General features: G+C 60.9%; 26 protein-coding genes, 1 tRNA gene and 2 pseudogenes. 17 read left to right on the top strand and 12 right to left on the bottom strand.

The window, feature by feature from the left end:
• Positions 1-952 precede the first annotated feature (952 nt).
• The 4 genes and pseudogenes from D3227_RS35690 to D3227_RS35675 all read left to right on the top strand — a co-directional run.
• On the top strand, positions 953-1,954 hold the full coding sequence (locus tag D3227_RS35690; RefSeq protein ID WP_120018810.1) for a GlxA family transcriptional regulator: 1,002 nt from the start codon (positions 953-955) through the stop codon (positions 1,952-1,954).
• A gap of 444 nt (positions 1,955-2,398) precedes the next feature.
• Positions 2,399-3,970: a BCCT family transporter gene (locus tag D3227_RS35685; protein ID WP_120018809.1), complete on the top strand. Its 1,572-nt coding sequence runs from the start codon at positions 2,399-2,401 to the stop codon at positions 3,968-3,970.
• Between the two features lie 169 nt (positions 3,971-4,139).
• Entirely contained in the window at positions 4,140-4,949 is an 810-nt protein-coding gene (locus D3227_RS35680; protein WP_120018808.1) for a TerC family protein, read from the top strand.
• A gap of 297 nt (positions 4,950-5,246) precedes the next feature.
• Positions 5,247-5,372 (top strand): annotated as a pseudogene (locus D3227_RS35675) (DUF2270 domain-containing protein); the annotation flags it as partial.
• A 764-nt stretch (positions 5,373-6,136) separates the two neighbouring features.
• On the opposite strand, the gene D3227_RS35665 reads toward D3227_RS35675, so the two are convergent.
• Entirely contained in the window at positions 6,137-6,523 is a 387-nt protein-coding gene (locus D3227_RS35665; RefSeq protein ID WP_245452061.1) for a recombinase family protein, read from the bottom strand.
• A 286-nt stretch (positions 6,524-6,809) separates the two neighbouring features.
• Between D3227_RS35665 and D3227_RS35660 the strand changes: the two genes are divergently transcribed.
• From D3227_RS35660 to D3227_RS42005, 5 genes are all read left to right on the top strand, one after another.
• Positions 6,810-6,883: transfer RNA gene (locus D3227_RS35660), tRNA-Gly, on the top strand.
• A gap of 17 nt (positions 6,884-6,900) precedes the next feature.
• Positions 6,901-7,230 (top strand): hypothetical protein, encoded by a 330-nt coding sequence (locus D3227_RS35655; RefSeq protein ID WP_120018806.1) that lies wholly within the window; start codon positions 6,901-6,903, stop codon positions 7,228-7,230.
• A gap of 324 nt (positions 7,231-7,554) precedes the next feature.
• Positions 7,555-7,770 carry a helix-turn-helix domain-containing protein gene (locus tag D3227_RS35645; RefSeq protein WP_120018804.1) on the top strand — a complete coding sequence of 72 codons (216 nt, stop codon included), beginning with the start codon at positions 7,555-7,557 and terminating at the stop codon, positions 7,768-7,770.
• Between the two features lies 1 nt (position 7,771).
• Positions 7,772-8,215, top strand: coding sequence for a hypothetical protein (locus tag D3227_RS35640; RefSeq protein ID WP_120018803.1), 444 nt, complete (start codon positions 7,772-7,774; stop codon positions 8,213-8,215).
• An 815-nt stretch (positions 8,216-9,030) separates the two neighbouring features.
• Positions 9,031-9,198, top strand: coding sequence for a hypothetical protein (locus D3227_RS42005; RefSeq protein ID WP_167481003.1), 168 nt, complete (start codon positions 9,031-9,033; stop codon positions 9,196-9,198).
• 17 nt (positions 9,199-9,215) lie between these two features.
• On the opposite strand, the gene D3227_RS35635 is transcribed toward D3227_RS42005, so the two are convergent.
• The 3 genes from D3227_RS35635 to D3227_RS35625 form a co-directional block, all read right to left on the bottom strand.
• Positions 9,216-9,404, bottom strand: a complete 189-nt coding sequence (locus tag D3227_RS35635; RefSeq protein ID WP_120018802.1) for a hypothetical protein — start codon at positions 9,402-9,404, stop codon at positions 9,216-9,218.
• Positions 9,405-9,785: 381 nt separating this feature from the next.
• Complete coding sequence (locus D3227_RS35630; protein ID WP_120018801.1) at positions 9,786-10,244, bottom strand: hypothetical protein; 459 nt, start codon at positions 10,242-10,244, stop codon at positions 9,786-9,788.
• 73 nt (positions 10,245-10,317) lie between these two features.
• A complete protein-coding gene (locus tag D3227_RS35625; RefSeq protein WP_120018800.1) occupies positions 10,318-10,638 on the bottom strand; it encodes a hypothetical protein in 321 nt (106 codons plus the stop codon).
• A 433-nt stretch (positions 10,639-11,071) separates the two neighbouring features.
• On the opposite strand from D3227_RS35625, the gene D3227_RS42000 reads away from it, so the two are divergent.
• A complete protein-coding gene (locus D3227_RS42000) occupies positions 11,072-11,224 on the top strand; it encodes a hypothetical protein (protein ID WP_167481002.1) in 153 nt (50 codons plus the stop codon).
• Positions 11,225-11,823: 599 nt separating this feature from the next.
• Positions 11,824-11,946, top strand: coding sequence for a hypothetical protein (locus D3227_RS43935; protein ID WP_281035026.1), 123 nt, complete (start codon positions 11,824-11,826; stop codon positions 11,944-11,946).
• Between the two features lie 62 nt (positions 11,947-12,008).
• Here the strand turns inward: D3227_RS43935 and D3227_RS35610 are convergent, their stop codons facing one another.
• The 5 genes from D3227_RS35610 to D3227_RS35585 form a co-directional block, all read right to left on the bottom strand.
• The gene (locus tag D3227_RS35610; protein ID WP_120018797.1) at positions 12,009-12,143 is read right to left on the bottom strand and encodes a putative RiPP precursor; all 135 of its coding nucleotides are present in this window, start codon (positions 12,141-12,143) and stop codon (positions 12,009-12,011) included.
• A gap of 936 nt (positions 12,144-13,079) precedes the next feature.
• Positions 13,080-13,325 carry a hypothetical protein gene (locus D3227_RS35600; RefSeq protein WP_006201649.1) on the bottom strand — a complete coding sequence of 82 codons (246 nt, stop codon included), beginning with the start codon at positions 13,323-13,325 and terminating at the stop codon, positions 13,080-13,082.
• A 149-nt stretch (positions 13,326-13,474) separates the two neighbouring features.
• Entirely contained in the window at positions 13,475-13,855 is a 381-nt protein-coding gene (locus D3227_RS35595) for a cupin domain-containing protein (protein WP_120018795.1), read from the bottom strand.
• Positions 13,856-13,906: 51 nt separating this feature from the next.
• A complete protein-coding gene (locus D3227_RS35590) occupies positions 13,907-15,154 on the bottom strand; it encodes an ATP-binding protein (RefSeq protein ID WP_120018794.1) in 1,248 nt (415 codons plus the stop codon).
• Entirely contained in the window at positions 15,151-15,876 is a 726-nt protein-coding gene (locus D3227_RS35585) for a response regulator (RefSeq protein WP_120018793.1), read from the bottom strand. The genes D3227_RS35590 and D3227_RS35585 overlap by 4 nt, the downstream gene beginning before the upstream one ends.
• 213 nt (positions 15,877-16,089) lie before the next feature.
• Between D3227_RS35585 and D3227_RS35580 the strand changes: the two genes are divergently transcribed.
• Both D3227_RS35580 and D3227_RS35575 read left to right on the top strand, forming a co-directional pair.
• The gene (locus D3227_RS35580; RefSeq protein WP_120018820.1) at positions 16,090-16,788 is read left to right on the top strand and encodes a hypothetical protein; all 699 of its coding nucleotides are present in this window, start codon (positions 16,090-16,092) and stop codon (positions 16,786-16,788) included.
• A gap of 250 nt (positions 16,789-17,038) precedes the next feature.
• Positions 17,039-17,542: pseudogene (locus tag D3227_RS35575) on the top strand (TolC family protein); the annotation flags it as partial.
• A gap of 21 nt (positions 17,543-17,563) precedes the next feature.
• Here the strand turns inward: D3227_RS35575 and D3227_RS35570 are convergent.
• Positions 17,564-17,860: a DUF6074 family protein gene (locus D3227_RS35570; protein ID WP_245452059.1), complete on the bottom strand. Its 297-nt coding sequence runs from the start codon at positions 17,858-17,860 to the stop codon at positions 17,564-17,566.
• A 122-nt stretch (positions 17,861-17,982) separates the two neighbouring features.
• Positions 17,983-18,279 (bottom strand): DUF982 domain-containing protein, encoded by a 297-nt coding sequence (locus tag D3227_RS35565; RefSeq protein WP_120018818.1) that lies wholly within the window; start codon positions 18,277-18,279, stop codon positions 17,983-17,985.
• 384 nt (positions 18,280-18,663) lie between these two features.
• Here D3227_RS35565 and D3227_RS35560 point away from each other — a divergent pair, with 384 nt between their 5' ends.
• The 3 genes from D3227_RS35560 (at position 18,664) to D3227_RS35550 (ending at position 20,913) form a co-directional block, all read left to right on the top strand.
• Positions 18,664-19,074, top strand: a complete 411-nt coding sequence (locus D3227_RS35560) for a RidA family protein (RefSeq protein WP_120018792.1) — start codon at positions 18,664-18,666, stop codon at positions 19,072-19,074.
• A gap of 166 nt (positions 19,075-19,240) precedes the next feature.
• Positions 19,241-20,068 carry a type I methionyl aminopeptidase gene (map, locus tag D3227_RS35555; RefSeq protein WP_120018791.1) on the top strand — a complete coding sequence of 276 codons (828 nt, stop codon included), beginning with the start codon at positions 19,241-19,243 and terminating at the stop codon, positions 20,066-20,068.
• Positions 20,069-20,142: 74 nt separating this feature from the next.
• A complete protein-coding gene (locus D3227_RS35550) occupies positions 20,143-20,913 on the top strand; it encodes a TIGR01458 family HAD-type hydrolase (RefSeq protein ID WP_120018790.1) in 771 nt (256 codons plus the stop codon).
• Between the two features lie 75 nt (positions 20,914-20,988).
• Here the strand turns inward: D3227_RS35550 and D3227_RS35545 are convergent, their stop codons facing one another.
• Positions 20,989-21,201 carry a cold-shock protein gene (locus D3227_RS35545; RefSeq protein ID WP_019863204.1) on the bottom strand — a complete coding sequence of 71 codons (213 nt, stop codon included), beginning with the start codon at positions 21,199-21,201 and terminating at the stop codon, positions 20,989-20,991.
• 398 nt (positions 21,202-21,599) lie between these two features.
• Between D3227_RS35545 and D3227_RS35540 the strand changes: the two genes are divergently transcribed.
• Positions 21,600-22,829 carry a Fic family protein gene (locus tag D3227_RS35540; RefSeq protein WP_120018789.1) on the top strand — a complete coding sequence of 410 codons (1,230 nt, stop codon included), beginning with the start codon at positions 21,600-21,602 and terminating at the stop codon, positions 22,827-22,829.
• The last annotated feature ends 381 nt before the right edge of the window (positions 22,830-23,210 follow it).

The following is a 23,210-nucleotide window of genomic DNA, read 5'->3' as shown; positions in this document are numbered from 1 at the left end:
CGAATTGCAGGCCCTGATCGCAACCCACGGGACCGCCTATGAGGCGCTCCATAGGGTTGTCCACCGAGCGGACAGCAGCTGGCACGACCGGAAGAGTGCAGACCGAATTGAAGAGGAAGCACTGCTAGCCATCTGCTCCCATCCTGCGACCAGCCGAGGCGACCGCCGGGCCAAGGCCGAATACCTGTTGGCTGTTGAGGCACGGGGTCGCATCATGGAGTGCAAGATGGCCTGCATGAGCTCTTCCAGGTCGAGCTCACCGACCTGATGGATCGCCCCCCGGTCGACCCGAAGGCGGGCAGGGGGGCGAATGTGGGCCCAATCACCCTCATGCCCTAGTTGCCATGTCTGCTGACAAAAACGTATCCGCTCTGCAGCTGCTCCTCGCGCCTGTGGCTGGCTGGTTGAGCCTCGCGAAAACTGAAAGTCGCCGGGTGGTGGAGACCCCGCCACCGACAAACCCAGACCGGCCGGTGATCTGCCGTCGCGGCGGCGGCGATCTCACACGCCGGCTACCAACTGGCTGCCACCGATGGCTGAGATGGATGGATGGGAAGTTGCCGTTCGGCTCAACGCCAGAAAGGGCACGTTGCGCTTTCGGGACGAAGTTATCGACAACCAGCCATTCCGCTGACGGCCCGAACGCGACGTCCGAGTAGTGGCTTGGTAGTTGGCGCGTGCGCTTTCAGACAGTGTCGACGGGATGCTGAGCGACCAATATTAGGCACATTGCCGCCCGGCAGTAGAAACCTGCCCTTCCGTCGCCGACCTCGGCAGTTGTAGCGGTAGGATGGCGTGATGGTGGCATCGCGACGGCTCTCGAACATGAATGTACGCAATTCGACCGTCACGTGCCGCAATCCATTCGTATCCTCATCGGGACAAGCAAAGAAAATACTGGCGCCAACGGCGCATTCGCGACATCCTGTTCCCGATATCGGACGTAACCCCAGTGAACATAGCCGGACATCCGATCAAGCGCTCTCTCGTCTTCTTTCTGGTGCCGGATTTCACCATGGTCGCCTTTGCGACCGCGCTGGAGCCGATCCGCATCGCCAACCGGATGCTCGGCTACGAAGCCTACAAGTGGCGGCTGGCCAGTATCGACGGGCAGCCCGTGTCCGCTTCGAACGGCGTGTTGTGTGCGGTAAACACGTCGTTGGATGACGAGCGGCGTAAGATGGCTGGCCCCGATAGGCTATCGATGGTCATCGTCTGCACCGGCATCAACATCGAACGATATTCGAACAAGTCGGCCTTTGCCTGGTTGCGCGAGGAACATAATCGCGGCGTTGCGATCGGCGGCCTCTGCACCGGTGCGCATGTGCTGGCGGCTGCCGGATTGCTCTCGGGCAAACGCTGCGCCATCCATTGGGAAAACCTGCCGGGCTTCGCCGAGGCATTTCCGGAGGCCAACGTTTTTGCCGACCTTTTTGAGGTCGACCAAAATATCTATACATGCGCTGGCGGCACGGCTGCTCTCGACATGATGTTGAAGCTGATCGGCGATGATTTCGACGATTCTCTGGTCGGGCACGTATGTGAGCAGGTGCTGACCGATCGAGTACGCAGCCCGAGCGATCGCCAGCGGCTTCCTCTGCGAGCTCGGCTCGGCATTCAGAACTCCAAGGTGCTGACAATCATAGAACTTATGGACGCCAATCCGTCCGAACCGATATCGATTGGTGATATTGCCGACCAAGTCGGACTGTCGCGACGCCAGATCGAGCGTCTGTTCCACGTCGAGATGGGTCGCTCCCCCGCCCGCTATTATTTGGATATCCGCCTCGAGCGCGCGCGGAACCTGCTGATCCAGTCATCCTTGCCCATAGTCGAAGTGGCCGCCACGTGCGGCTTCGTTTCGGCGTCGCATTTTTCAAAATGCTACCGCGAGCTCTACGCACATACGCCGCAGCAGGAACGACTGGACAGGAAACACCCGGCCGCGGCATAAACGTCGCCAGTTTTGTGACTTTCACCGCCAGTTAGCCAAGCAGTTTGCGCGTCCATGAACGTCGCGCCGCGCAAGCAAAGCGACCAAATCCGGCTGACTCGACACAGGCTTCGCAAAGGACGTTTAGCGGCTCCGCAGCATGCACGGCTTGTTGCGATACCTGATACCCGCTTCTGATTGGGGATGCTGCCCGGGTAGGCCTAGCCCTACCCGAGATCTACCGGGCTCCCTACTCACCTGCCGGCTTCTCCTATCCCCTCTGCTTGCCCTTTCTACCCTCACGGGTGTGGTGGGAGAGCGCCAAATCCGACACTTCCAAAACGACGCCAATTGCAGAAGCTCCAAGTGCGCCGTGCGCGACCTTGGCCTCGCAAGAGGTCGGTCTTTGTCGTCCAAGGGGAAGTTTTCACGAAATAGTTCCGAAATAGATCTGGGAGGTCAAGCATGCCAACTACAAGCAGACTACGAGGCGTAGACCCGGCGGTATTCTGGCCGGCCATAGCGATAACGGCGGCGTTCATCTCATGGGGAGCGGTGGCTCCGGATAGTCTCGCCTCAGTCACCCAAGCTATTCTTTCGGCGATCATCAACGGTTTCGGATGGGGCTTTGTTGTCTCGACCGCGTTATTCCTGGTCTTTGCCGGGTTCCTGGCGGTCAGCCGTTTCGGCAAGATCAGGCTTGGGGCCGATGGCGAACTTCCCGAATTCCGGACGGTTTCGTGGGTATGCATGATGTTCAGCGTCGGCATGGGCATCGGCCTGATGTTCTGGGGCGTTGCCGAGCCAGTCTTCCATTTTGGCGCACCGCCTCACGGGCTGGCGGCCGCGCAAACCAAGGAAGCTGCGCTGGTCGCGATGAAATATTCCTATTTTCATTGGGCGCTGCACCCTTGGGCGATCTATGCCATTGTCGGTCTGGCGATCGCCTACTTCACCCACCGCAAGGGCTTGCCAATCCTGATCTCGAGCGCATTCACACCCTTGCTTGGCAACGCGGTCAACGGGCCGATCGGCAAGACGATCGATATTCTCGCCGTCATCGCCACACTATTCGGCACGGCGACATCGCTCGGCCTTGGCGCACAGCAGATCAACAGCGGGCTGAATTTTCTCTGGGGAACCGGCGAAGGAACAGCCATTGCCCTTACGATCATCGCGGTGCTGTCGGTGCTGTTCATCCTTTCGGCGGTGTCCGGGGTGGGCAAGGGAGTTCAGTTCCTGAGCAACATGAACATGGTGGTCGCCGCCGCATTGCTGCTGTTCCTGGCCGTCGTCGGTCCGACCATCTTTATCCTCAACACCTTCACCGAAGCGCTTGGCGACTACCTTGCCGATCTCGTCACCATGTCGTTCCGCACCGCTGCCTTCAGCGACGGCAAATGGCTGGGCAGCTGGACGATCTTCTACTGGGCCTGGTGGGTTTCGTGGGCGCCTTTCGTCGGCGTCTTCATTGCGCGCATCTCCAAGGGGCGGACGATCCGCGAGTTCATCACCGGCGTTCTGCTCATTCCGAGCGGCGTGACCTTCCTCTGGTTCACCATCATGGGCGGCACCGCGCTGCACTCCGAACTGATGGGGGTCGGCGGTCTTGTCGAGGCGGTCAACAATCAGGGTGCTGCCATCTCGCTGTTTGCTTTGCTCGAACAATATCCAGCAACTGCGCTCACCTCGTTCGTCGCGATCTTCCTGGTCGCCATCTTCTTCATCTCGGGAGCGGATGCCGCCTCGATCGTGATGGGCATGCTGTCGTCTCGCGGCACGCTCGAGCCCGCGCGCATCGTCGTCGTCCTGTGGGGCGTCCTTGCGGGAGCGTCGGCCTGCGTGTTGCTGGTGATGGGGGGCCTGGAGGGCCTGCAGACCGCGTCGATCATCGCCGCAGCACCCTTCCTCGTCGTGATGCTCGGGCTGTGCATCTCGCTGTGGATGGCGCTGCTGGACGACCTCGAAGGACGGCGCGAACCCGCTTCTCCCCTGCCCGAAGCCTCGCTTCTGACCACAGTAGTCGCGGCTGAGTAGGCTACGGTCCGCCATCCAGGCGGCCAACAAACCGCACCTGAAAATCGAACTTCAGGTGCGGTTTGGCCGGTGGTCGCCCCGCCGCGATCGTCGCTCCTCATCGCCGCCGGCAGCGCGACAAGGATCAAGCCAGAACCAAAATCCAACTGAGCGCTCGAAGGGAGCCAAGATGATAACCGACCCGCAAGTTTGGCTCAGCCTGCTGACGCTCACAGCACTCGAAATCGTCCTGAGTGTCGACAATCTGGTCGTGATCTCGGTTCTGGTCGGCAAACTTGCTCCCGAACTGCAGCCGAAAGCGCGATTTCTCGGAATGGCGCTGGCCCTGGTTCCGCGGCTTGTCCTGCTGCTATTCATCGGGTGGATCATCGGTTTGACCGAACCTCTGTTCGAGGTATCCGGCCACAGCTTTTCCGGAAAGGATATGATCCTGGCAGGCGGCGGTCTGTTCCTCATCTACAAGGCCACCCAAGAGATACATGCAAGTCTCGAGGGCGAAGAGGGCCACATAGGAGCCACCGTGCGCGCAGGCTTCGTAGCCGTCGTATCGCAGATTGCCCTGATCAACCTGGTATTTTCCATTGACTCGATCGTGACCGCCGTCGGCATGGCCAACGAAATCTGGGTGATGGCCGTCGCTGTCGTCGCGTCGATGGTCGTCCTGATCGCAGCCGCCGGACCGGTTGGAAAATTCGTCGATCGTCACCCTACCGTGAAGATGCTGGCGCTCGGCTTCCTCATCATGATCGGCATGACATTGGTCGCGGATGCCTTCGGTGTCCATATTCCCAAAGGCTATGTCTATTCGGCGATGATTTTCTCGGTGGCTGTCGAAGGCGTGAACATGCTGCACCGCCGAAAGGCCAGGCCGGTTCATTTGCACAATCAATATGGGCCAGAGGTTGCGATTGCAGCCAATGACGGATACGCGCGATCCGCGCCGGTTTCCCAAACAAGCAGACAGGCAAAGGAAGCCTGACGCGCCGCGGACGGAAAGTTGGCAGCTGATCCGCTGCCCGTATGTTTAGGGCGGTGCGTTTTCTGACGCTACCGTCCTTGAGGGCAGCAATGACACCTAGTCCAGCGCCATCGGCTGGAACATTTCAGCACCGCGCGTTGCATCTTTCGGGGTATGGCCGGCGTCGTTTCGGCTGGCCATTGCGTTCGGGAGGCGCATGGCAGGGGATGTCCCAGGTCCAGACCGTGAAGTCCACCGAGGCGGCAGCAGCGCCGCGGGCGTCGGATGCGTTCGCGATGAAGCTCACGTCGTCGGGAACTGGCAACGACGATGTCGCATTTCCATCGCGCCGAGATCGGCCGCATGGCCGGCTGGCGCGACAGGCTTGACCGGACCAGCAACTGGGCGATCACCGTCGTCGCCGTCAGCTTGTTGATCCGACTAGAGGGATGAACTTCTCGCCGCGACAATTCCTTGCTCGACGAGTGACAGCTTTCGGGCGCCGGCGAGAGCACCGGCGCATTGCTGCCATTCGCAACGCGGACAATGAAGGTCACTGTTGGGGTCGAACTCCGTCTTTCGGAGCGATTTGGGTCTTGGGGGCGAGAGAGGCGGCTATGAGGGCCCTGAGCCTGAACTAGGGGCCGGCGCGCCTTATAGGAGCCCCATAAGCCAACCCCCACCCCCGCCACCGACAACCCTTCGGGGCTGGTGCCCGAGACAGCCTACGATGGCGCTTGCTTGTGCGTTCTTACCCGCGCAGGTGTGGCCTTAGGTCGCAAACTATTGGCTTCAGAAGCAGGGCGGCGGGCTTCATTGACGCTGCGACCAACACCATATGGTGATCCATAGCCCTCCAAAATGAGAGGAGCTCGCCCCGACGGGGTCGCACTGCGGCCGTCAGCCGGCTATGGCTATGGCTATGAAACTAGGAACCTGAAAACCATCATGCCTGAAAATATCAGACTAACTTCGAGAGACGTCCCCCTCATTCAGCTAGGCCTCTATCAGTGCCGCTTCCCGGTGAGCGAAGACCCGTCAGTACCCGGCGGTTACCGTTTTTGTGCTGGGCCAACTTCGCCGGATCGCGTCTACTGCGATCACCACCACAACGTTGTGACCGCCGTGGACCCTCGTCGAGCCCGTTCGGGTCTCCACTTGCCTCAACGACGCGCCGCTTAGGTTAGGTGGGGCCCACAAAGCCACCCCTAACCACCCTTGAGCTTCTCCACCAGCATCGCCTTCTCGAACTCAGAGACCGCGCCGAGCACTTGGCGGATCAGGTTCGCCGTCGGGGTGTTGCCGACAAAACTGTCGGGACTGTCGACAGCTATCAGCTCGATCCCGCGTGATTTCAGCATCTCGTAGCCGGTCTCTTGAACGACCAGATCGCGGGCGAAGCGAGAGGCGGTCTCTACGAGGATTGTGCGAACGCCATTGGATAGGAGGCGCTCGAGCATTGCGGAAAAGCCTCGGCGCGCCGTGACTGCGTCGGCACCGCTCACCGCTGCGTCGTAATAGCTGTCGATGATCTCATAGCCGTTTGAGTGGGCAAACTCCTTGACGGCCTCGCTCTGGCGAGGACACAGGCCCAACGCGAAATTTGACTTCCGTCGAGGCAGGGGTTTTCATCCTTCGCGCCATGGATAAGTGGGATGTCCACTGGACGCCGCCTATGGTGGCTTTCAAGGATCTGTGATTCTCATCCCCTAAACTGATGCGTCCTGATATTCGCCAGAGCAATGAAAAGCCCGTCACCGTGAGGCATCGGGCGAAAGTGGCATCTCAATCGAACCTTGCCCCTAATTCCAATGCATGTGTCGGTTACCCCCAATCTCTAAATTGTTCGAACGACCCTGTTCTTTTAGCCTGCCGAAGTTAGCGCTCGTAGCTCAATCTAGGACAGAGCGGGACCTCCCGGGCAGATGCAGGTTCGAACCCTGCCGAGTGCACCAATTTTCTTGCTTCAATAATGGTCGGGTTGCTCCCGCTCGTCGTCGCCTTCCCGATCGTCTGCCGGTTCACCATGCATGACGCCATGGCCGTGGTTCTCGCACCAGCCGAGCAGCGGCTCGCCTTCCGGATGGTTCCAAGTGTTGGGTTCGACCTTGCCGGCGAGACGCTGGTTAATGTGCTCTGTCCAGCCGAGTTCGTACTCGTCATCGTCTCGGCCGTTGTGCGGCTCGTCCAGCACATCGCCGCCGTGCTCGTTCTCGACCTCGCAATCGTCAAGGCCTGGAGCGGTGGCGCAGGAGCCTCCCCAGTGCGCTTGCGAGTTGCTGCCGCCGTCGGAGACCGTTAGCTCCCCGCTGCGGCCCCATGGGCTTTCCCGTGATGTCCTCCAGATCGCAATCGGCTTCCATCAGATCCAGCGCCAGGCTCATGGCGCGGTCCAGGTGGTCGTTCAGGCGCTTCTGGACCGATTGGCGCCATGTGCGCGGGTCCATGCCTTTGGGCATTCCAAGGGGCTTCAGGAGAGCGAGCATGGGTGTTCATCACTCTTCCCCTTCGTAGTGCCGGATGATGCGTACGGCGCGGTCGGAAAGTCGGTTCGCAGTGCGCAAGAGCAGCAGGGCGAAGTGCAGTCGGATGACGCGGCAGAGGGGACCATGTGACAAGCGCACAGATGAGGGCCGCAAGGGGCCTAGTGAATTGGAGCGTCCGCAATCTTTCGGAAAGATCCGGTGTTCACCGCAACACGATCACCAATTTCGAGACCGGCAAGTCTGGAGGCGATCCAGACACGCTTGCAAAACTCCAGCGCGCCCTCGAAGCGGCCGGCGTCGAGTTCATCCCCGAGAACGGCGGCGGCGCTGGAGTGAGGTTACGGGAGAAGGGGTGAAATGGCGCTCAAGCAACCGAAACGCCTGCCACCTGGCCTCGCCATCTATGCCTGTTGGCTGGTGGTGACAGCGCCAGACAAGTTCGAACGTTTGCGGAAAGAGATAGATCCTGATCTGGATGGCCGGCCTAATGATGATCGTCGCGGAGTGGACAAGGTGCGACAGGGCTATAGGGAAGCTTCGATCTGGATGATGTGGGCGCTTGGGAGCGGCGTTTTGGTCGGCCTGGTGGTACGCACGCTGAAGGGCCAGGCGCCCTTAGGTGCAGCTTCGGTTGCGATCTGCGGCACTGCAATTCTGCTATGGGCAACCCTCGCGTTCCAAGGCTGGAGCATTCAGAGCTTCAGCGACACCACGCTCACTGAGCGGGTCAATAGGTGGCTATTTCTATATGCGCTCGGAACATGCCTGCTGGTTTCCGCCGCAGTTTGGCAGCTGACATAGTGGATGCGATCCAGTCACGCGCCCTTGCGGGGCGAAGCTTGCGCGCGTTCGCGTCCTCTCGCTACAGTCGGCGCGAGGGAATTGAACATGGGGGGATGCTTTGCATAGCTGGGGCGAATGGCTTGGGGCTATTGCTTTTATTGTCGCGCTGAACGTGGGTGCAAACCTCATTGCCCAGAGGATTACCCGACGCTAGTGAGAGACGACACCGGCCGCAGGGTCGCCTACAGGATCGTGTTCATCGGATCTATGACCCGGACCCCCTCTGACGCCCCGATCTATCCGGGCGCCAATCGGCTGGGTAGCGCCTACACCTTTGGTGCCAGTTGAGTGACCGCTAATATGGGCCTATAGTCCTAACGCGGGTCCGAACACATCCGTAATGGCCGGTGTAGGCTTTGCCCAAAGCCAACCAAAGTGCACCGGCCATTTCTATTGCTGAGTGTCTCGCCTAACAAAGCCTTCGCCTGGCTCGTCGTCTGCTATCTGTTTGATGAACAGCTTGGCTTGTTCGGTCCAATCGGTTGCCGTAACGCCATTCTCACAAAACCACCGTCTTGAAGGCCGCACACAGAGCGTCGAGATCGAAGGTTGAAATCCGTTTTGCGACACCCATTTCCATGCCGCTTCAAACGCGGAGACAGTTGAAAATGTTCCGCTGCGAGGCATTGGTCGACTAGCGCCCGTCGTCGATCGAGCGGACAGATAGGTAGCGCGCGGCAGAAGCCGTCCGCGCGGCGGCTGGGCCGCGCTGGGTAGCGCCAACGGAACCATTCTCTCTGGCACCCGTTGGGTCACGGAAGGACATCCCACATATGGTTGACGAGCAAGGAAGGCCACCGGCAACGGACGGCCTTGTTCGCCGTCTTGTCAGCGAAACCGGCATCACCGAAGCCCAAGCCCGCGAGCTTATCGCCTTCCTTGGGCCGCACAATTGGTCGTCGCTTCTGCGCGAGGCCCGCTTTCTAGTTGGAAAACTCTAGACATCCGGCCAGCGTGGCTACTTCCGCACAATCCAGTCCAGCAGGTCGGGATCAACCGCCTTTGCGCCGGTGAAATCGCGGATCATTTGCACCGCGTGGTCCCGCCATCGATCTTCAGGGATTTCATCTTCGATGACCGATTTTCTGAAGGCGCTGCGCAGGATATCGCAGTCGATAGCCGATACCGAAACACCCAGCTTATCCATGGTGCAACCTCCCATCCAAGGGCCGGAAACAGAATGGTGACGAGGGGATTCTTAATGCGTCCGATGGCGTGTTCAATAAAAAATGACGGTACGTTTTTTACCAAACGGGGCGGGTGCGTTGTCCGCGTTTTAGGGAGCGCTAATGTTTAAGTTTGCCGGGGGGAGCGACCGACGCGGCAAATGTTCTAAATCCGGTAGCCGCGTCGGAAGCCCCGCGCTACTCCTTCTCATCCCGAAAATCCTGTAGCTATCGGCGCTATGATTCCGCTCCCTCGTCGCGCTCTTGATCGCTGCTGCCGTCTGGCGATATCGCCAGCGCGATTTGCTGGGCATGGGCGCCTGCCTGCTCCTGGCCTGCCTTGGCGCCCTCACCCTGCTCCACTAGGCGATATTGCCGACAAGCCGGATCTCGTCGCTCGTCGTGTTTTCGATCAGGCCCGACAGGATCGGGCTGCTTTCGAAGAAGGCAAGGATGTAGCGGAAGACGGCGTTGGCCTGCGACTTGCTGGCCGCCAGCACCAAAACCACGCCGGTCTCGCCGGCAGCAAGGCCGGAGTGGTCGCCGAACGCCCCCAGATAGGTCGCCACGGCGGCAGCCATGCGGCTTTTGCCGGAGCGGCGCCCGATGATGCACCAGAGCTCCCGGACGCGGCCAGGAGGTGGCTCCCTGCCGCCGGCAACGGCATTGAAGGTGGCGCGGTCCTTGTCGGTCATCGACAGGCCAAAGGCGGCGCGCAGGACGCTCACCCATGCATCCCAGGTCGGCGACGTACCAAGCGCGGCGCCGAGCAGGTTCGCGTCGCGCAGAGCCTTGTCGATGGTGATGTTTTCGAGGCTCAAGATGCAGCCCCCGCGTACTGGGTGGCGGCGTAGTCACGCAACGATGGCGTGATGTCCTTAAGCGCCCGGCGTTCTAGCCCAGATCGGCCAGGAGGCGACGCTGAGCGTTGGTCAAGGCCATAAACTCTTTGATGTCGATCGGCTTGCCTTCGAGGTAATTGGCCGCAGCGTCCTTAAGCATGGCGCCGAGACAGGCAACGCCGTCGATCAGTTCCAGCTTCATGACGGACAGATTGGCCTTGCCGCCGAGATCGGCCGCCAAGCTGTCGCGAAGCTCGAACACGACGCGGGCGGCAGTCGTGCGGCGGTCCAGATCGGCTAAAGTCTTAAGCCTCACCTTCTGTCCACCTTTCGGGGCAGACTGGCCTTCGATGTCGTCGGTATCTGACTGCAATTTCCGGCTCTCTCAATGCTGCATATTCGACGATTATTCGACAGCATGGAAACATACTCTAAGTCATTGGTTTTGCTGCGTTCACTAGCGTTCGCAGTCGGCTTATTTCCGCCCTTTGTACGTCTGGGCAATTTCGTTTTTGGCAAACTGAGTCGCCTACGGGGTGCCGAGGTCAGGACTTCTTATCGCCGTTTGGATTTGGCGCCGGTGCCTCTCGTACATCTCGCGGTGGTGGATCGACATGATCTGGCTCTGGCGACGCTTCCTTGTCGGGAGGTATCTTTTTTTTCGGGTCGGGCTTCGGTGGCGGATCGTTGATTTTGTTGCATGTCCAGTTTCCTCCAATTCTGAAACCGGATCGCCGCACTTCCGTTCCGTTGATGCTCTTCATCGGTTTGCGAAACAGGTCGCGAAGCTATTCCAAGGAGTGAGAATGGGCCTGGTGAACTTCGTCGGCCTCTACATCACCGCTTTAATGTTCGTCGGCGCCGTCTGGCGCTACAAGCAATGCGACATCGTCGGCTACCGCGATCACGCCATACGTCCTGGCGGCCCATGTGCTAGCTTGCTCAGGCGGCGGACTTGATTGCCCGCCTGGCCGGCGCCTTTACCCCAAAGCCCCCCGCCCAACGGGCGCCGGCCATCTTCCACGAGCGATCCGCGTCGGTTCGGCTAGCCGCGGCTCTTTCGGATGGATGAAATGAGATCGTCGACACGGTCTGCCGGATCGGCTGGGCGCTTTCCCTTGCTGCCACGCGGTCTACCCTCCAGCCGTTTGTCGTAGATGCGCCTCAGCCGGTCGCACGCCACCTTGGCGCGCTGCCAGGTCCTGCCGATAAGGAGGTGCTCCCTCCAAGTACCCGGCGGTTCGGTGCGATAGCGGAATCTCGCTTTGTGATCTTCCATGGTCCGCAACGGCAAAGACACACCATGGGTTCGACCTAACATAGCGACGTGGTTAACACCGCAGGGGTGTCAGGCCTTTCGTCGACGATACCATCCCCCGCCCCATTATGGTGTTGGTGCTACCGGCGAGACAATAGCTCGTCTCTGTACATGAAACCTTTCTAATGCTGGCCGGTTGTTAACCCGAAGCCGGAGAGACTGTTCGTGCCAAGACGAGATCACGCGGATCGGCCGCCCAAGAAGCCCCGCACGCGCCCGCTAAAAGGCGAGGAGGCGGAAGTGAGCCACATTGTCGAAACGCATGACGTCTCGCCGAACCAGGCAAGAGAGCTTGTGCGTCGACACGGCAACGATTGGCGCAAGATCGATGAGGCGGCCAAATCCTATAAAGACGAAAAGTGAGACCCTGCGATCGCCTGAAGGTATCCAAACAGCTTTCGCAGGCTGATCTGGAGCCGCAAGGCCTAGTCAGCCCCCGAGCCGCCATCACGGTGGTTGATCGCAGAGAGGATGGTCACCCCCGAAACGACGATCTGAGCGGTCAGCTCGGTGAGCTTCTCGCGCTTCACGAGCGTGGGCTTTTCGTAGGCCTTTTTCATTTGCTGGTTCCGAAATCCGCTGGCTGACGTGTCGGCCGAGACACTGAACGCTGTAGCTTCAGTTGCGTTCCCATTGCAGAGCGGCTTCGTCTCCCCGAAAAAGCCCGCCGGCCGGAGCCAGCGGGAGGGTCTGAGGTAGCCAGAGTGTGGTATCTGGCAAATTGCAAACGGTCCGCCCTGGCATTTGTTGCAGGGTTGTTAAAACAGCCCGTAGAGCAGAAAGCCCCGCCGCTCCATTTGCGAAGCGGCGGGGCCCCCACTCACCCCTGATTGCCGAGCCCCAACACTCGGCGTTGCTAACGCAGCAATTCTGGTGCCAGCGGCAAATGACCCATTATGGGGCAGGCCAGCGCCTTGGCTAACTTCCAGTCCCAGAAGAGCCGCGCCAGCGCAGACTCCGGCTGTGGCCCCTATTCTGGCGCGGAGGCTTCCCGCACGTCCTGGCGACCGCCTGTGGCCACCTGCCATCGTAAACCACCCGCCCGGCGGCCGTAGGCTGCCAACCTGCTAGCGCGAAGTCTTCTCTTCAAAGATGGCTGAACAATCGATCTCATCATGAAACGGAGCATCAGGATCGAGCACTATCCAAGACGCATGAGATCGAAGCTCCCTCAAACGCGCGTTCTTTTCGAGCCGGGCGTGACGCTCCGCCTCTGTGTGGAATGTGAGAGTAGGCTTTTCACGAAGAGAGCTCATCATACATAGCCCCACTTAACGCCATCGCCTATTGAACGCTAACGCACTGAATTGCGTTCCCTTTTTATTGTTCGAGGATGTCGCAGGGATACACGACAATGAAAAGCAGTCACCGGGCTGGGCTTACTGACAGGTCTAGTTGCGGGGCATTGGCGCGATGCTCGCCACGTGACAGGCGTTCCTTATCACGTCGCTAGTGTTCCACCGACCGGCCCGATGCCCGCTCAGCGATCCTCCGGCCTACTCCGCTGGCGCTTCTTCGGGTGGCGGCGTCAAAACCGTGATGTCCATCCTGGCGATCGTCGATGCCGCGCGGCCTTGCGCACCAGGATCCGTGTCGCCGGTTTCGGCAACCATCGCCTTGGCACGATGTCCGACGCTGTCTGCGCTGTTGCCCGGCGCAAATCCTTCGCCCGTTTCCGGCTTTCCCGCTTTCAGTTGATTTTCCGGAACATGCCGATGTTGACTTGCAATCGCGGAAACCATTGAGACCTCCTCTGGTGACGGCTCAATGATATCCGTGCTGGCTGTTGCGAGACTGACCTTGCAAATGGTCCGCCAAGGCGAACGGCGGTGGGTGGCGCGGCAACACCCCTCACCCCGCTGCAGCCTAGCCTGCAGCTCCGCGCCCTGCCCTATGCCGGTTTGGCGTACTGCTCGGCGCTCATGACTTCGATGCACACGAAGCGTTCGTTGCCTTCCACCCAGGCGTCGTGGCCGGACGGAATTGTATAGGACATGCCCTGCTCGAACGTTTTCTGGGTTCCGTCATTCAATCTGACGGTCAAGGTTCCGGATACGACGTAGCCGACATGCGACACCTGACAACTGTCCGTCTTGACGACAGGCTTCACGCACTCGGACCATTTCCATCCGGGCTCCATATTGAGCCGCCCGATCGTGAAGCCGGGAAGCCGGACCACTTCGACACATGTCTTGTCGGGCGTCCGAATTTCATCTGGGTTGTTGTGGGACTTGGATTCGAATTTCGTGACGTTCATTCCACCATCGGCCATGGCATCCTCCCATACGCGACGCGGAGCCAGACGCTGCACGCAAAGCCTGCGCTAGGAAACCGTGGCGAAGACCACCTTCTGGGAAAGGCCGCCACCCGTCCGGTTCTCCAGCGTGATGGCACCGCCATAACGCTCGATGATTTCCTTGGCGATGGCGAGACCAAGTCCGGCGCCGGGAACGGACTGCCGGCGGCCGGGATCGACGCGGAAGAAAGGCTCGAACGCCTTGGCGAGCAACTCAGGCGGGATGCCGGGCCCGCTGTCGGCAATCGTCAGCACCGCCTGATCGCCGGCGGCGGCCAGCGAAACGCTGCAGCCCTGGCCGTGCGTGGCGGCGTTGACGATCAAATTGCGCAGGGCCCGGCGAAGGCCGAGCGAACCTGCCCTGATCGAAACCTTGTCCAGGTGATCGGTCGATACCGCATGCCCGAGCGACCGCACTTCGGCGGCGATTTCGCGGACCAGCTTTGCCAGGTCGACCGGCTCGACCGCATCCTGGTTGACCTCCTCGCGCACCAGTCGGATCGCGCTGTCGGCGATGCGGTCGAGCTCGTCGAGATCGTGAAGCCATTTGTCGCGATCCTCGTCGAGGAATTCGGCGCGCAGCCGCATCCGAGTCATTGGCGTTCTCAGATCATGCCCGGCGGCCGCGACCAGCCGCATGCGGCTTTCCATCGCCGTCTTCAGCCTGGCGGAAAGCTGGTTGAGCGCATGCGCGGTCGCCCTGACCTCGGCCGACCCTTCCTCCGGCACCGTCGCCAGCACACCGTCCGAGCCGATCTTGCTGACGGTGGCCTCCAGCATCTCCAGCGGCCGCACCAGCACGGCGGTGAAATAGATCGACACCGCGGTGGCACCGAGCACTATCAGCGTGATCCAGCCCGAGAGCACGAACCAGGCATCTCGCGGCGGCCCGAAATCGGGGGCGTCTACGATCATCCATCTGTTATCGGGCAGCGCGACCGAAGCGACCATGCCGGGTCTGCCGACATTGCGGCTGACGACGGCCGAAACATCAAGGCCCAACTCGTGCATGATGTGGTTGAGCACACGGGTGTGCTTTTGGTCTTCGACACCATCGGCGGGATGATCGCTCACAGTGACCGGCGCATCGCCGGCGCCCGGGACGTGGCCCGGGACCAGTTGCACCATCAACTGGATCTGTCGGGCGACCGGCCCCATGCTCAACTCGGGCGACGGCCCGCCAAGCACTTTGATGGCGACGATCGTTGCCAGGCCGACGACGCCGACGATCGAAACGACCAGCAGAATGATCAGGCGCCGGCGCAGCGACTTCATGCCTCGGCCTCTGCCGTCTCGACGCGGGCGGTGAGTTGGTAGCCGCCATTGCGCACCGTCTTGAACAGAGGCCCGTCGCCCGTGTCGCCGAACTTGCGGCGCAGCCGGCTCATCAGCACGTCGACGGAGCGGTCGAGGGGGTCACGTTCACGGCCTTGCGTCAGATCGAGAAGCTGGTCGCGCGACAAGAGCCGGCCGGGACGGTCAAGGAAGACCTGCAGCAGGTCGAACTCGGCCCCGGTGAGGTCGATGAGCGCGCCCTCGGCATCCGTCACCTTGCGGGTGTCCGGCTCCAGCCTGTAGCCGGCGAACTGGTAGACGCGCACGCGCGGCGGGGCGGCCTCTTCCGGCGCCGAGCGGCGCAGCACGGCGCGGATCCGGGCGGTCAGTTCGCGCGGATTGAACGGCTTGCCGAGATAGTCGTCGGCGCCGAGCTCCAGCCCGATGATGCGGTCGACATCTTCCTTCAGCGCCGTCAGCAGGATCACCGGAATATGCGGTTTTCGGTCGCGCAGCGAACGACAGATATCGAGCCCCGACCCGTCGGGCAGCATGACGTCGAGCACGATCAGGTCGAACTGGCCTGTGCCGAGCTTCTGCTCGCATTCGCGCCGGTCGGCCGCCACCGAAACGCGAAAGCCCTGCCCGTCGAGATAGCGCCCGAGAAGCGTTCTGATCTCGCGATCGTCGTCGACGACAAGGATATGGGATTGTGCCTGCATTCTTCGCCCGGGTGCCTGTTCGCTTTTGATTATAGGGAGAGCCGCAGGCGAACGGCATGGAAAATTGCAACCGAATGTTTCCGGCGGGCGAACAGAAACATTCGGAAACAAATCTCCCTTTTGTGGAAACCTTCGGCAACGCGCCGAAGCAAAGCGGCAAAAGACGCCTCCTATCCTCCAGCCATCCGAAGCATGTGGGAAAGGAAAAACAACATGCGAAGCAGACTTTTTGCCCTCGGCCTCTTCTCTGTCGCGGCCATTCATCCGGCGCTGGCGCAGCAGGCCGACCTTGGCGCCCCCTCCGGCGACGAACCGCCAATGGTGGCCATGCAGGACGGCCCGGACCAGGGCCCGATGCCCCGACCCGGTCCGCATGGACCGATGCGGCACGGGCCGGAAGGTTTTGGCCCGCAGCGCTTCGGCGCGCAGCGCATGGGACCGCCGCCGGAATTCATGCTGGCAGCCCGGCTTTCGGCGCTGGAGACCAAGGTTGGCATTCGGGCCGAGCAGCTCGACGCCTGGCGCGACTACACCAGCGCGCTGCAGGAGACGCTGACGCCACCACGGCCCGATAATGGCCCGGGCGGCCCCGGTGGGCGCGGCCCCGATGCCGGAAAGCCCGGCCCCGATGGCAGCGCGGCTCAGGCACCGCGCGATCCCTTCGCCCGTCAGGAAAGGCTTGCCGACGACGTTACGATGCGCGCGGTCGCTGCCGCCAAGCTGAAGGACGCGATTGCCGAACTGCGCACCAAGCTGACGCCCGAACAACTCGAAATCCTCGCTTCGGCGGATCGACCGCACGGACCACCCCCCGGTCCCTGGCGCAGCCCGCCGGACGACGCAGCCGACCCCGGAGGTCTCCCTGGTCATGGCAGACAGCTCCCGCCGCCCGAGAATGGCGAGCAACTCTGACCGGCTGCGCCGGCCGGCCCGCTGACCCACCCGTTCTCGGGCCGGCCGGTTTCTTTCTCCCAAAATGGCGGCCGGTTGGCCCGGCCGCCATCGAGCAACGAAAGCACGACAATGTGGGAAGCCCTGATGATGCTGCGGCTGATCGCGTCGATGCGGCCGCCTGACTTGCCGATCGGTCCGATCCTGCCGACCAATCATGGCACCCGCGCCACGCCGCCGGCCCTACCGGCGGACACGCTGAAAGGCGCGATCCGTGCCGCTGTTCAACGCCGGCAAGCTGCAGGCCGCCGTCGACGTCGCCAAGGCCGAGCGCGACCAATATTTCATCGCTTACAAAGCCTCCGTCCTGACAGCGCTCGAAGGCGTAGAAAACGCCAGCGTGACTCAGGAGCGCATCAGGAACGGCAAGTTAGCGTCTTCCGCGAAATCCTACGGCGACGCGGCGAGTCTCGAGCGGACGCTCTACAAATCCGGCGAGACCAGCCTTCTCGATGTGCTGGACGCGGAGCGTTCGCTCTATTCGGCCGAGGGCGCTCTCCTGCAAAGCCGCGTCCTGATCGCCACCGACTATGTCGCGCTCAACAAGGCGCTTGGCGGCGGCTGGGACGGCGCCATCGACAGTTCAAGGCCGGAAAACGTTGACGCCAAGACCGGACCGCGGCTGGCATCAAAGCCTCCCAAGAACAAGGACATCCAGGGGATAGTTGATCGGCTTTCGCAGTCAGCGCAGCTGGGCAATTCAGATTGGCGATGACCCCATAGGTAGGGCAGTAGCCTAAGCCACCTCACCTGTCAGCACATGCATCTCTTTTTGCACGGCAGCGAAAAACCGGCGCACCTCATTGCTGGCGGAAGCAGCATCGCGACCGGACCCCATCGCGAGGTCGAGGAGTTCACGTGCGGTGGCCTTCCAGAAGGAAGTGGCCGTGTCGCCATGCAAATTGCCGAGCTTGGCGGCAACCTCGCGAACCAGGACCATCTGCCGGTCTATTGGAAAGGCTCGCACGTTTGCTGACGACATCTTCTGGACCATGACACTGACGCAACGAATCACACGCTGCTCTACGGTCATTGGCCTAGCTGTGAGGTTGGAAACAGAACCTTAACGACGAAGTCCATCCTTCAATTTGCGCAACGAACCGCGAAGTCGAGGCAGTCGCAACGGACGGGCGACTGGAGCGCCAATTGCCCCGCCTAGATCCTTAGGCCCTTCGCCTCGCCGCCACGCTTGCCGGGAACCATCATGTCCCTGGCCAGCAGGCCGCTGACGCGGCAGAACGTCATGAACGCCCGGCAGGCGTCCTCGGTCCTGACCACGTCCACCGTGGCACCGAAGCAGGCATTGAAGGCGGCCTCATGGATCTTGCCCTGCCGACGCGCCGGCCAATTCTGCAGGAAATCGAGCGCCTGTTCGACGCTGTAGATTTCCTCGACCGGCAAGCCGGGCGCGGGCGCAATGCGCACCGGCACCTCGAATTGCAATCTGTCCATTTCCAAGTCTCCCGAACTGGCGTCGCCCAAAGCAACGCCGTTCGTCGTCAAAAATTGCTTTGACCGCTTGTCGCGCAAAAATGTGTCGTCACTGCGGTCGCCGCAAGTAAGCTGGACCCGGTTCATCTGCCGAGCGCATCTGCGTTCATCTATGAGAAGACCGCCACACTTCTGGCTGAATCCGACGGCGTCAGAGCCATGCCGTTGAAGCCGGGCCGTTCAGTGCGCGGCGGTGCTCAAATGCGGACGCTTGCGGTTGTAGAAGTGAGATTGCGACGGAAGCGCCCGCTTCGGCGACAATTTGGTAGACCCGCAAATAGACCCTCGTATTTTGATCTGCGCGACGCAGCCAGTTCCCGTCAGTCATAGCAGGAGACCTAATCAATGACGCTCGAATGCATAAATCCCAATGATCTGCCGATTCCGGAAATGTACACCCAAGTCGTCGTCGCGACAGGAAGCAAGCTGGTGTTCGTCTCGGGCCAGCAGCCAGAAGATATACACGGCAAGCTCGTTGGCCATGGTGATTTCGCAGTCCAGGCGCGCCTGGCGTTCGGGAATCTTGGCCGTGCGCTTGCTGCTGCCGGCGCTCGGCCCGAGCAAGTCTGCAAGATCACAATTTACATCGTCGATTACAAACGCGACGAACACGTGCCGATCATCGAAGAGGCCCAGATCGAGCTGTTCGGGGATCACAAGCCAGCAAACGTAGTGGTCGGTATAGCAGTGATGTCTCCTGGCTACCTGATAGAGGTCGATGCGATCGCGGTCATCGACCATACCGCCGTAGGCTAAGCGAGGGCGCCCAAGTCGCCAAAGGCACTCAAACGCCGAATATCGCCGGCGTTTGCTGTCGGCCCGGCAGTTCGTCCTTGAACCTTGCGGCTTCCGGTGCCAAATCTGGGGGGATTTTCGAACGGGCTGATATGCATCGCCCGCCCGCTACAGGCAAACGGACACTATGGTCACTTATCTCGACGCCGCCACGGCACCCCTCAGGAACACCGGCCAGATCCGGCTCTATGGCGAAGAAGGCTTTGCCGGCATGCGCAAGGCCTGCGATCTCACCGCGCGCTGCCTCGACGAGCTGGTGCCGATGGTCGAACCTGGCGTCACCACCGAGACAATCGACCGCTTCGTCTTCGAATTCGGCATGGACCATGGCGCTCTGCCGGCTACGCTCAACTATCGCGGCTACACCAAATCGTCCTGCACCTCGATCAACCACGTCGTCTGCCATGGCATTCCCGACAACAAGCCGTTGAAGGACGGCGACATCGTCAACATCGACGTCACCTATATCCTCGACGGTTGGCACGGCGATTCCTCGCGCATGTATCCCGTGGGCACCATCAAGCGCGCCGCCGAACGGCTGCTCGAGGTCACCCATGAATGCCTGATGCGCGGCATCGCCGCGATCAGGCCGGGCGCCCGCACCGGCGCCATCGGCGCCGCCATCCAGACCTATGCCGAGGCCGAGCGCTGCTCGGTGGTGCGCGATTTCTGCGGCCACGGCGTCGGTCAGCTGTTCCACGACGCGCCGAACATCCTGCACTATGGCAGCGCCAATGAAGGCGTAGAAATGCGGCCGGGCATGATCTTCACCGTCGAGCCGATGATTAATCTCGGCCGACCGCACGTAAAAGTGCTGTCGGACGGCTGGACGGCGGTGACACGCGATCGCTCGCTGTCGGCGCAGTACGAGCACACGATCGGCGTCACCGAGACCGGTTGCAAGATCTTCACGCTGTCGCCGAAAAAACTCGACCGCCCAGGCCTGCCGGCCTGACGAATATCGCCCAAAAGTCCGCCTGACATCCGTCCAGCTTTGACGCAAGGCGAACTTCTCGCCATGCTGGAGCGATGACCAGGGGCGTGCTGCTCGACCTCGCAGGCGTCATCTATGATGGCGAGACCGCCATACCGGGCGGGGTGGATGCCGTTGCGCGTTTGCGCCAGGCCGGCCTGGCCGTGCGCTTCGTAAGCAATACGACACGTTCGTCGAAGCAGACGGTTCTCCAACATCTGGAAGCGCTGGGACTTACCGTCACCAAAGCGGATGTTTTCACGCCGGCGCACGCCGCGCGCGAATGGCTTCTTCGCAACGGCCGTGCGCCATATCTGTTGGTTCACCCCGGCCTTGAGCCGGACTTTCTCGAATTGCCGGTTCGCGACAAGCGCGCCGTCATCGTCGGCGATGCCGGAGAGGCCTTCACCTATACGGTTTTAAATGATGCGTTCCGCGAGTTGAACGCGGGGGCCGAACTGCTTGCCCTTGCCACCAACCGGACGTTTCGAGATGCCGACGGTGGGCTCAGCCTCGATGCAGGGCCTTTCGTCACGGCATTGGAATATGCCTCCCTGAAACGCGCAACCGTTCTCGGCAAGCCGTCGCAGGCATTCTTTCTATCGGCGCTGGCAAGTATGAACTGTCCGCCGGATCAGGTGATCATGGTCGGCGACGACGCCGAGGCCGACATAGCTGGCGCCCTGCGCGCCGGAATTTCGAGTGCATTGTTGGTGCGGACGGGCAAATACCGGCAAGGCGACGAAAAACGCTTTGACCCGCGCCCGACCGCAACCGTCGCCGATCTTGCGGCGGCAGCCGACTGGATCATTGCGCGCCGAGACTGACTGTGCGGACTGAGGCTCAAGATCATCGTCGTCTGGCGGCTCTCCTCTTCGGCTTCTGCCGGGCGCTGGAGAAAATCAGCCAGCTTTGCTGAGGCTGCCAGCAGAGGACTTGCCAGTGCGGCGGTCCTGCTCGATCTCATAGTTGATCTTTTGGCCGTCAGTGAGGGTCGAGAGGCCCGCGCGTTCGACAGCGGAAATGTGGACGAAAACATCCTGACCACCATTGTCGGGTTGGATAAATCCAAACCCCTTGGTGCTGTTGAACCACTTCACGGTTCCAGTCGCCATATGCGTATTCCTTGTAAAGCTCGCGTCGCGTTTGGTTCGGCAATCATGCCGGACCGGTTCACACCAGGTTGAACCGGACCGGTTCATAGCGGGTTGAATAAGACGCAGCAAATGCAAAAAATCGCAAGGCTCGGATTGACACACTAGAGTCAGCGCATTCGTGCACCAGTCCAGTCCAGTCCAGGGACGCCTGGCACCCGCTCGGCAATAACGGCATCGGTGATTCCATGGATTCGCACCCTGCCCGGCCGACTTTTTGAGGCATTTCGGGTTCGCGTTCTGATTGGCGGCCGATATCGGCAAGAGAGATCGGCAATCAATATCGGCAATTGTGCTGACTTGCGGCCTCGAGTGCCTTACATTGCGGGCAATTGAGACACTGTAGAGATCGGCAAAGAATGCTTGAAACCCCTGCCCGCATCGAGCCCCTGTTTTTTGACGACGCGGTGCCGACCGTCCTGGCAGATCTCGCGATCGAGCTGCAGAAGGCAGCCAACGAACTCGGCCGGGGCCTACATCCGGAATCGGCTGACGAACTGGCCGATCTCGTGCGCGTCATGAATTCTCACTATTCGAATCTGATCGAGGGCCACAATACCCGGCCTCGAGATATCGAGAGTGCATTGGCCGGAGCCGCGATTGATCCCGAACGCCGTGCTCTCGCCTTGGAGGCCAAGGCCCATGTCGAAGTTCAGAGGATAATTGACCGTCTTGGGTTGCGTCAGGAGTTGCCGAACCCGGCTTCGATCGATTTCATCCGGTGGGTTCATCGGGCCTTTTACGACGAGATGCCAGAGGAATTCCGGTTCATCGACAAACCGGACGGCACCAAGGCCGAGATAGTGCCCGGCGAGTTCAGGTTGTCCGCAGATCATGATGTCGTTGTCGGGCGCCATCAGCCGCCGTCGTTTGACAGGATGGTGGCCTTTATGGAGTATTTCCAGAAACGGTTTGCGATGGCCGAAAGGCAGGCCAGCCTACGGATCATCGCTATTGCGTCAGCTCATCACCGGCTCAATTACATCCACCCGTTTCCAGACGGAAACGGCCGCGTCACTCGCCTGATGTCTCACGCTATGGCGCTCAAGGCCGGGATCGGCGGCAATGGCCTGTGGTCGATATCTCGTGGTCTTGCTCGTGGGCTGAAGGATCGGGGCGAATACAAGCGCATGATGGATCACGCCGACAGCCCAAGACAAGGCGACCGCGACGGCCGGGGAAATCTTTCGGAATCAGCACTCAAGGATTTCGTCGAATGGTTCCTGACTGTCGCGCTTGACCAGGTGCGGTTCTCGACCACGATGTTCGACCTCGGACGGCTCGAGGCTCGCTACCGCGCCCTCGTGAAAGACATTGTCGACGACAAAAGGGCACCTGATCTGGTGGCGGCCGTATTGCGGCACGGTATGCTGCCCCGTGGCGAGGCCAATTTCGTGCTGAAGACATCCGAGCGTACAGCACGGAACACGTTGTCGGATCACGTCGACCGGGGTTTTCTGAAATCTGACACTCCGAAGGCACCGGTGCGGATCGCTTTTCCTCTCGATTTCAGGGAGAGGCTGTTTCCGAATCTCTTCACCGATGCCGAAATCAAAGTGCCGGAACCGCCCTCACTGTCTTTCAGGTGAGTGGAATTTCAGGAAGTTGGGAAGAACTGGTGCTTGACCGCTGGAAAAAGCTGGATTTGTCCGCTGGCAAAATCGGCAAATTTGTGTGGCATATTCATCGGCGTTGAACGGGAATACTCCTCGCCTCCGAGGGTTTGGCTCGATGGACAGAAGCGGGAATCGGACACGCAGGATCGAGCCTATGGCGTCGGAAGAGGCGCAGCAGCACGCGATCAAAGCGACGAATTCGTTGGAACCAACGCCAGCCCTGCAATCGGCGCCGGACAATCCCAATCCAGAGCCGTCCCGGCCCCCCGCCCCGCCGGAAACTCCACCCGGCGAGCCGCCGGGCGTGCCTCCGCCTTCGCCTGACCCCGTTCCCGAGCCGGGAAGAGGACCGCC

Source organism: Mesorhizobium waimense (assembly GCF_003601975.1).
Classification (GTDB): Bacteria; Pseudomonadota; Alphaproteobacteria; order Rhizobiales; family Rhizobiaceae; genus Mesorhizobium; species Mesorhizobium waimense.
This window is presented reverse-complemented; position numbering and strand designations above follow the sequence as displayed.

Excerpts from the sequence above, each read along its gene's own strand:
- D3227_RS35685 (WP_120018809.1), top strand. The coding sequence starts at position 2,399 with ATGCCAACTACAAGCAGACTACGAGGCGTAGACCCGGCGGTATTCTGG.
- D3227_RS35680 (WP_120018808.1), top strand. The coding sequence starts at position 4,140 with ATGATAACCGACCCGCAAGTTTGGCTCAGCCTGCTGACGCTCACAGCA.
- D3227_RS35655 (WP_120018806.1), top strand. The coding sequence starts at position 6,901 with ATGGTCGGGTTGCTCCCGCTCGTCGTCGCCTTCCCGATCGTCTGCCGG.
- D3227_RS35645 (WP_120018804.1), top strand. The coding sequence starts at position 7,555 with ATGAGGGCCGCAAGGGGCCTAGTGAATTGGAGCGTCCGCAATCTTTCG.
- D3227_RS35640 (WP_120018803.1), top strand. The coding sequence starts at position 7,772 with ATGGCGCTCAAGCAACCGAAACGCCTGCCACCTGGCCTCGCCATCTAT.
- D3227_RS42005 (WP_167481003.1), top strand. The coding sequence starts at position 9,031 with ATGGTTGACGAGCAAGGAAGGCCACCGGCAACGGACGGCCTTGTTCGC.
- D3227_RS35635 (WP_120018802.1), bottom strand. The coding sequence starts at position 9,404 with ATGGATAAGCTGGGTGTTTCGGTATCGGCTATCGACTGCGATATCCTG.
- D3227_RS42000 (WP_167481002.1), top strand. The coding sequence starts at position 11,072 with ATGGGCCTGGTGAACTTCGTCGGCCTCTACATCACCGCTTTAATGTTC.
- D3227_RS35610 (WP_120018797.1), bottom strand. The coding sequence starts at position 12,143 with ATGAAAAAGGCCTACGAAAAGCCCACGCTCGTGAAGCGCGAGAAGCTC.
- D3227_RS35600 (WP_006201649.1), bottom strand. The coding sequence starts at position 13,325 with ATGGTTTCCGCGATTGCAAGTCAACATCGGCATGTTCCGGAAAATCAA.
- D3227_RS35595 (WP_120018795.1), bottom strand. The coding sequence starts at position 13,855 with ATGGCCGATGGTGGAATGAACGTCACGAAATTCGAATCCAAGTCCCAC.
- D3227_RS35590 (WP_120018794.1), bottom strand. The coding sequence starts at position 15,154 with ATGAAGTCGCTGCGCCGGCGCCTGATCATTCTGCTGGTCGTTTCGATC.
- D3227_RS35585 (WP_120018793.1), bottom strand. The coding sequence starts at position 15,876 with ATGCAGGCACAATCCCATATCCTTGTCGTCGACGACGATCGCGAGATC.
- D3227_RS35580 (WP_120018820.1), top strand. The coding sequence starts at position 16,090 with ATGCGAAGCAGACTTTTTGCCCTCGGCCTCTTCTCTGTCGCGGCCATT.
- D3227_RS35570 (WP_245452059.1), bottom strand. The coding sequence starts at position 17,860 with ATGACCGTAGAGCAGCGTGTGATTCGTTGCGTCAGTGTCATGGTCCAG.
- D3227_RS35565 (WP_120018818.1), bottom strand. The coding sequence starts at position 18,279 with ATGGACAGATTGCAATTCGAGGTGCCGGTGCGCATTGCGCCCGCGCCC.
- D3227_RS35560 (WP_120018792.1), top strand. The coding sequence starts at position 18,664 with ATGACGCTCGAATGCATAAATCCCAATGATCTGCCGATTCCGGAAATG.
- map (WP_120018791.1), top strand. The coding sequence starts at position 19,241 with ATGGTCACTTATCTCGACGCCGCCACGGCACCCCTCAGGAACACCGGC.
- D3227_RS35550 (WP_120018790.1), top strand. The coding sequence starts at position 20,143 with ATGACCAGGGGCGTGCTGCTCGACCTCGCAGGCGTCATCTATGATGGC.
- D3227_RS35545 (WP_019863204.1), bottom strand. The coding sequence starts at position 21,201 with ATGGCGACTGGAACCGTGAAGTGGTTCAACAGCACCAAGGGGTTTGGA.
- D3227_RS35540 (WP_120018789.1), top strand. The coding sequence starts at position 21,600 with ATGCTTGAAACCCCTGCCCGCATCGAGCCCCTGTTTTTTGACGACGCG.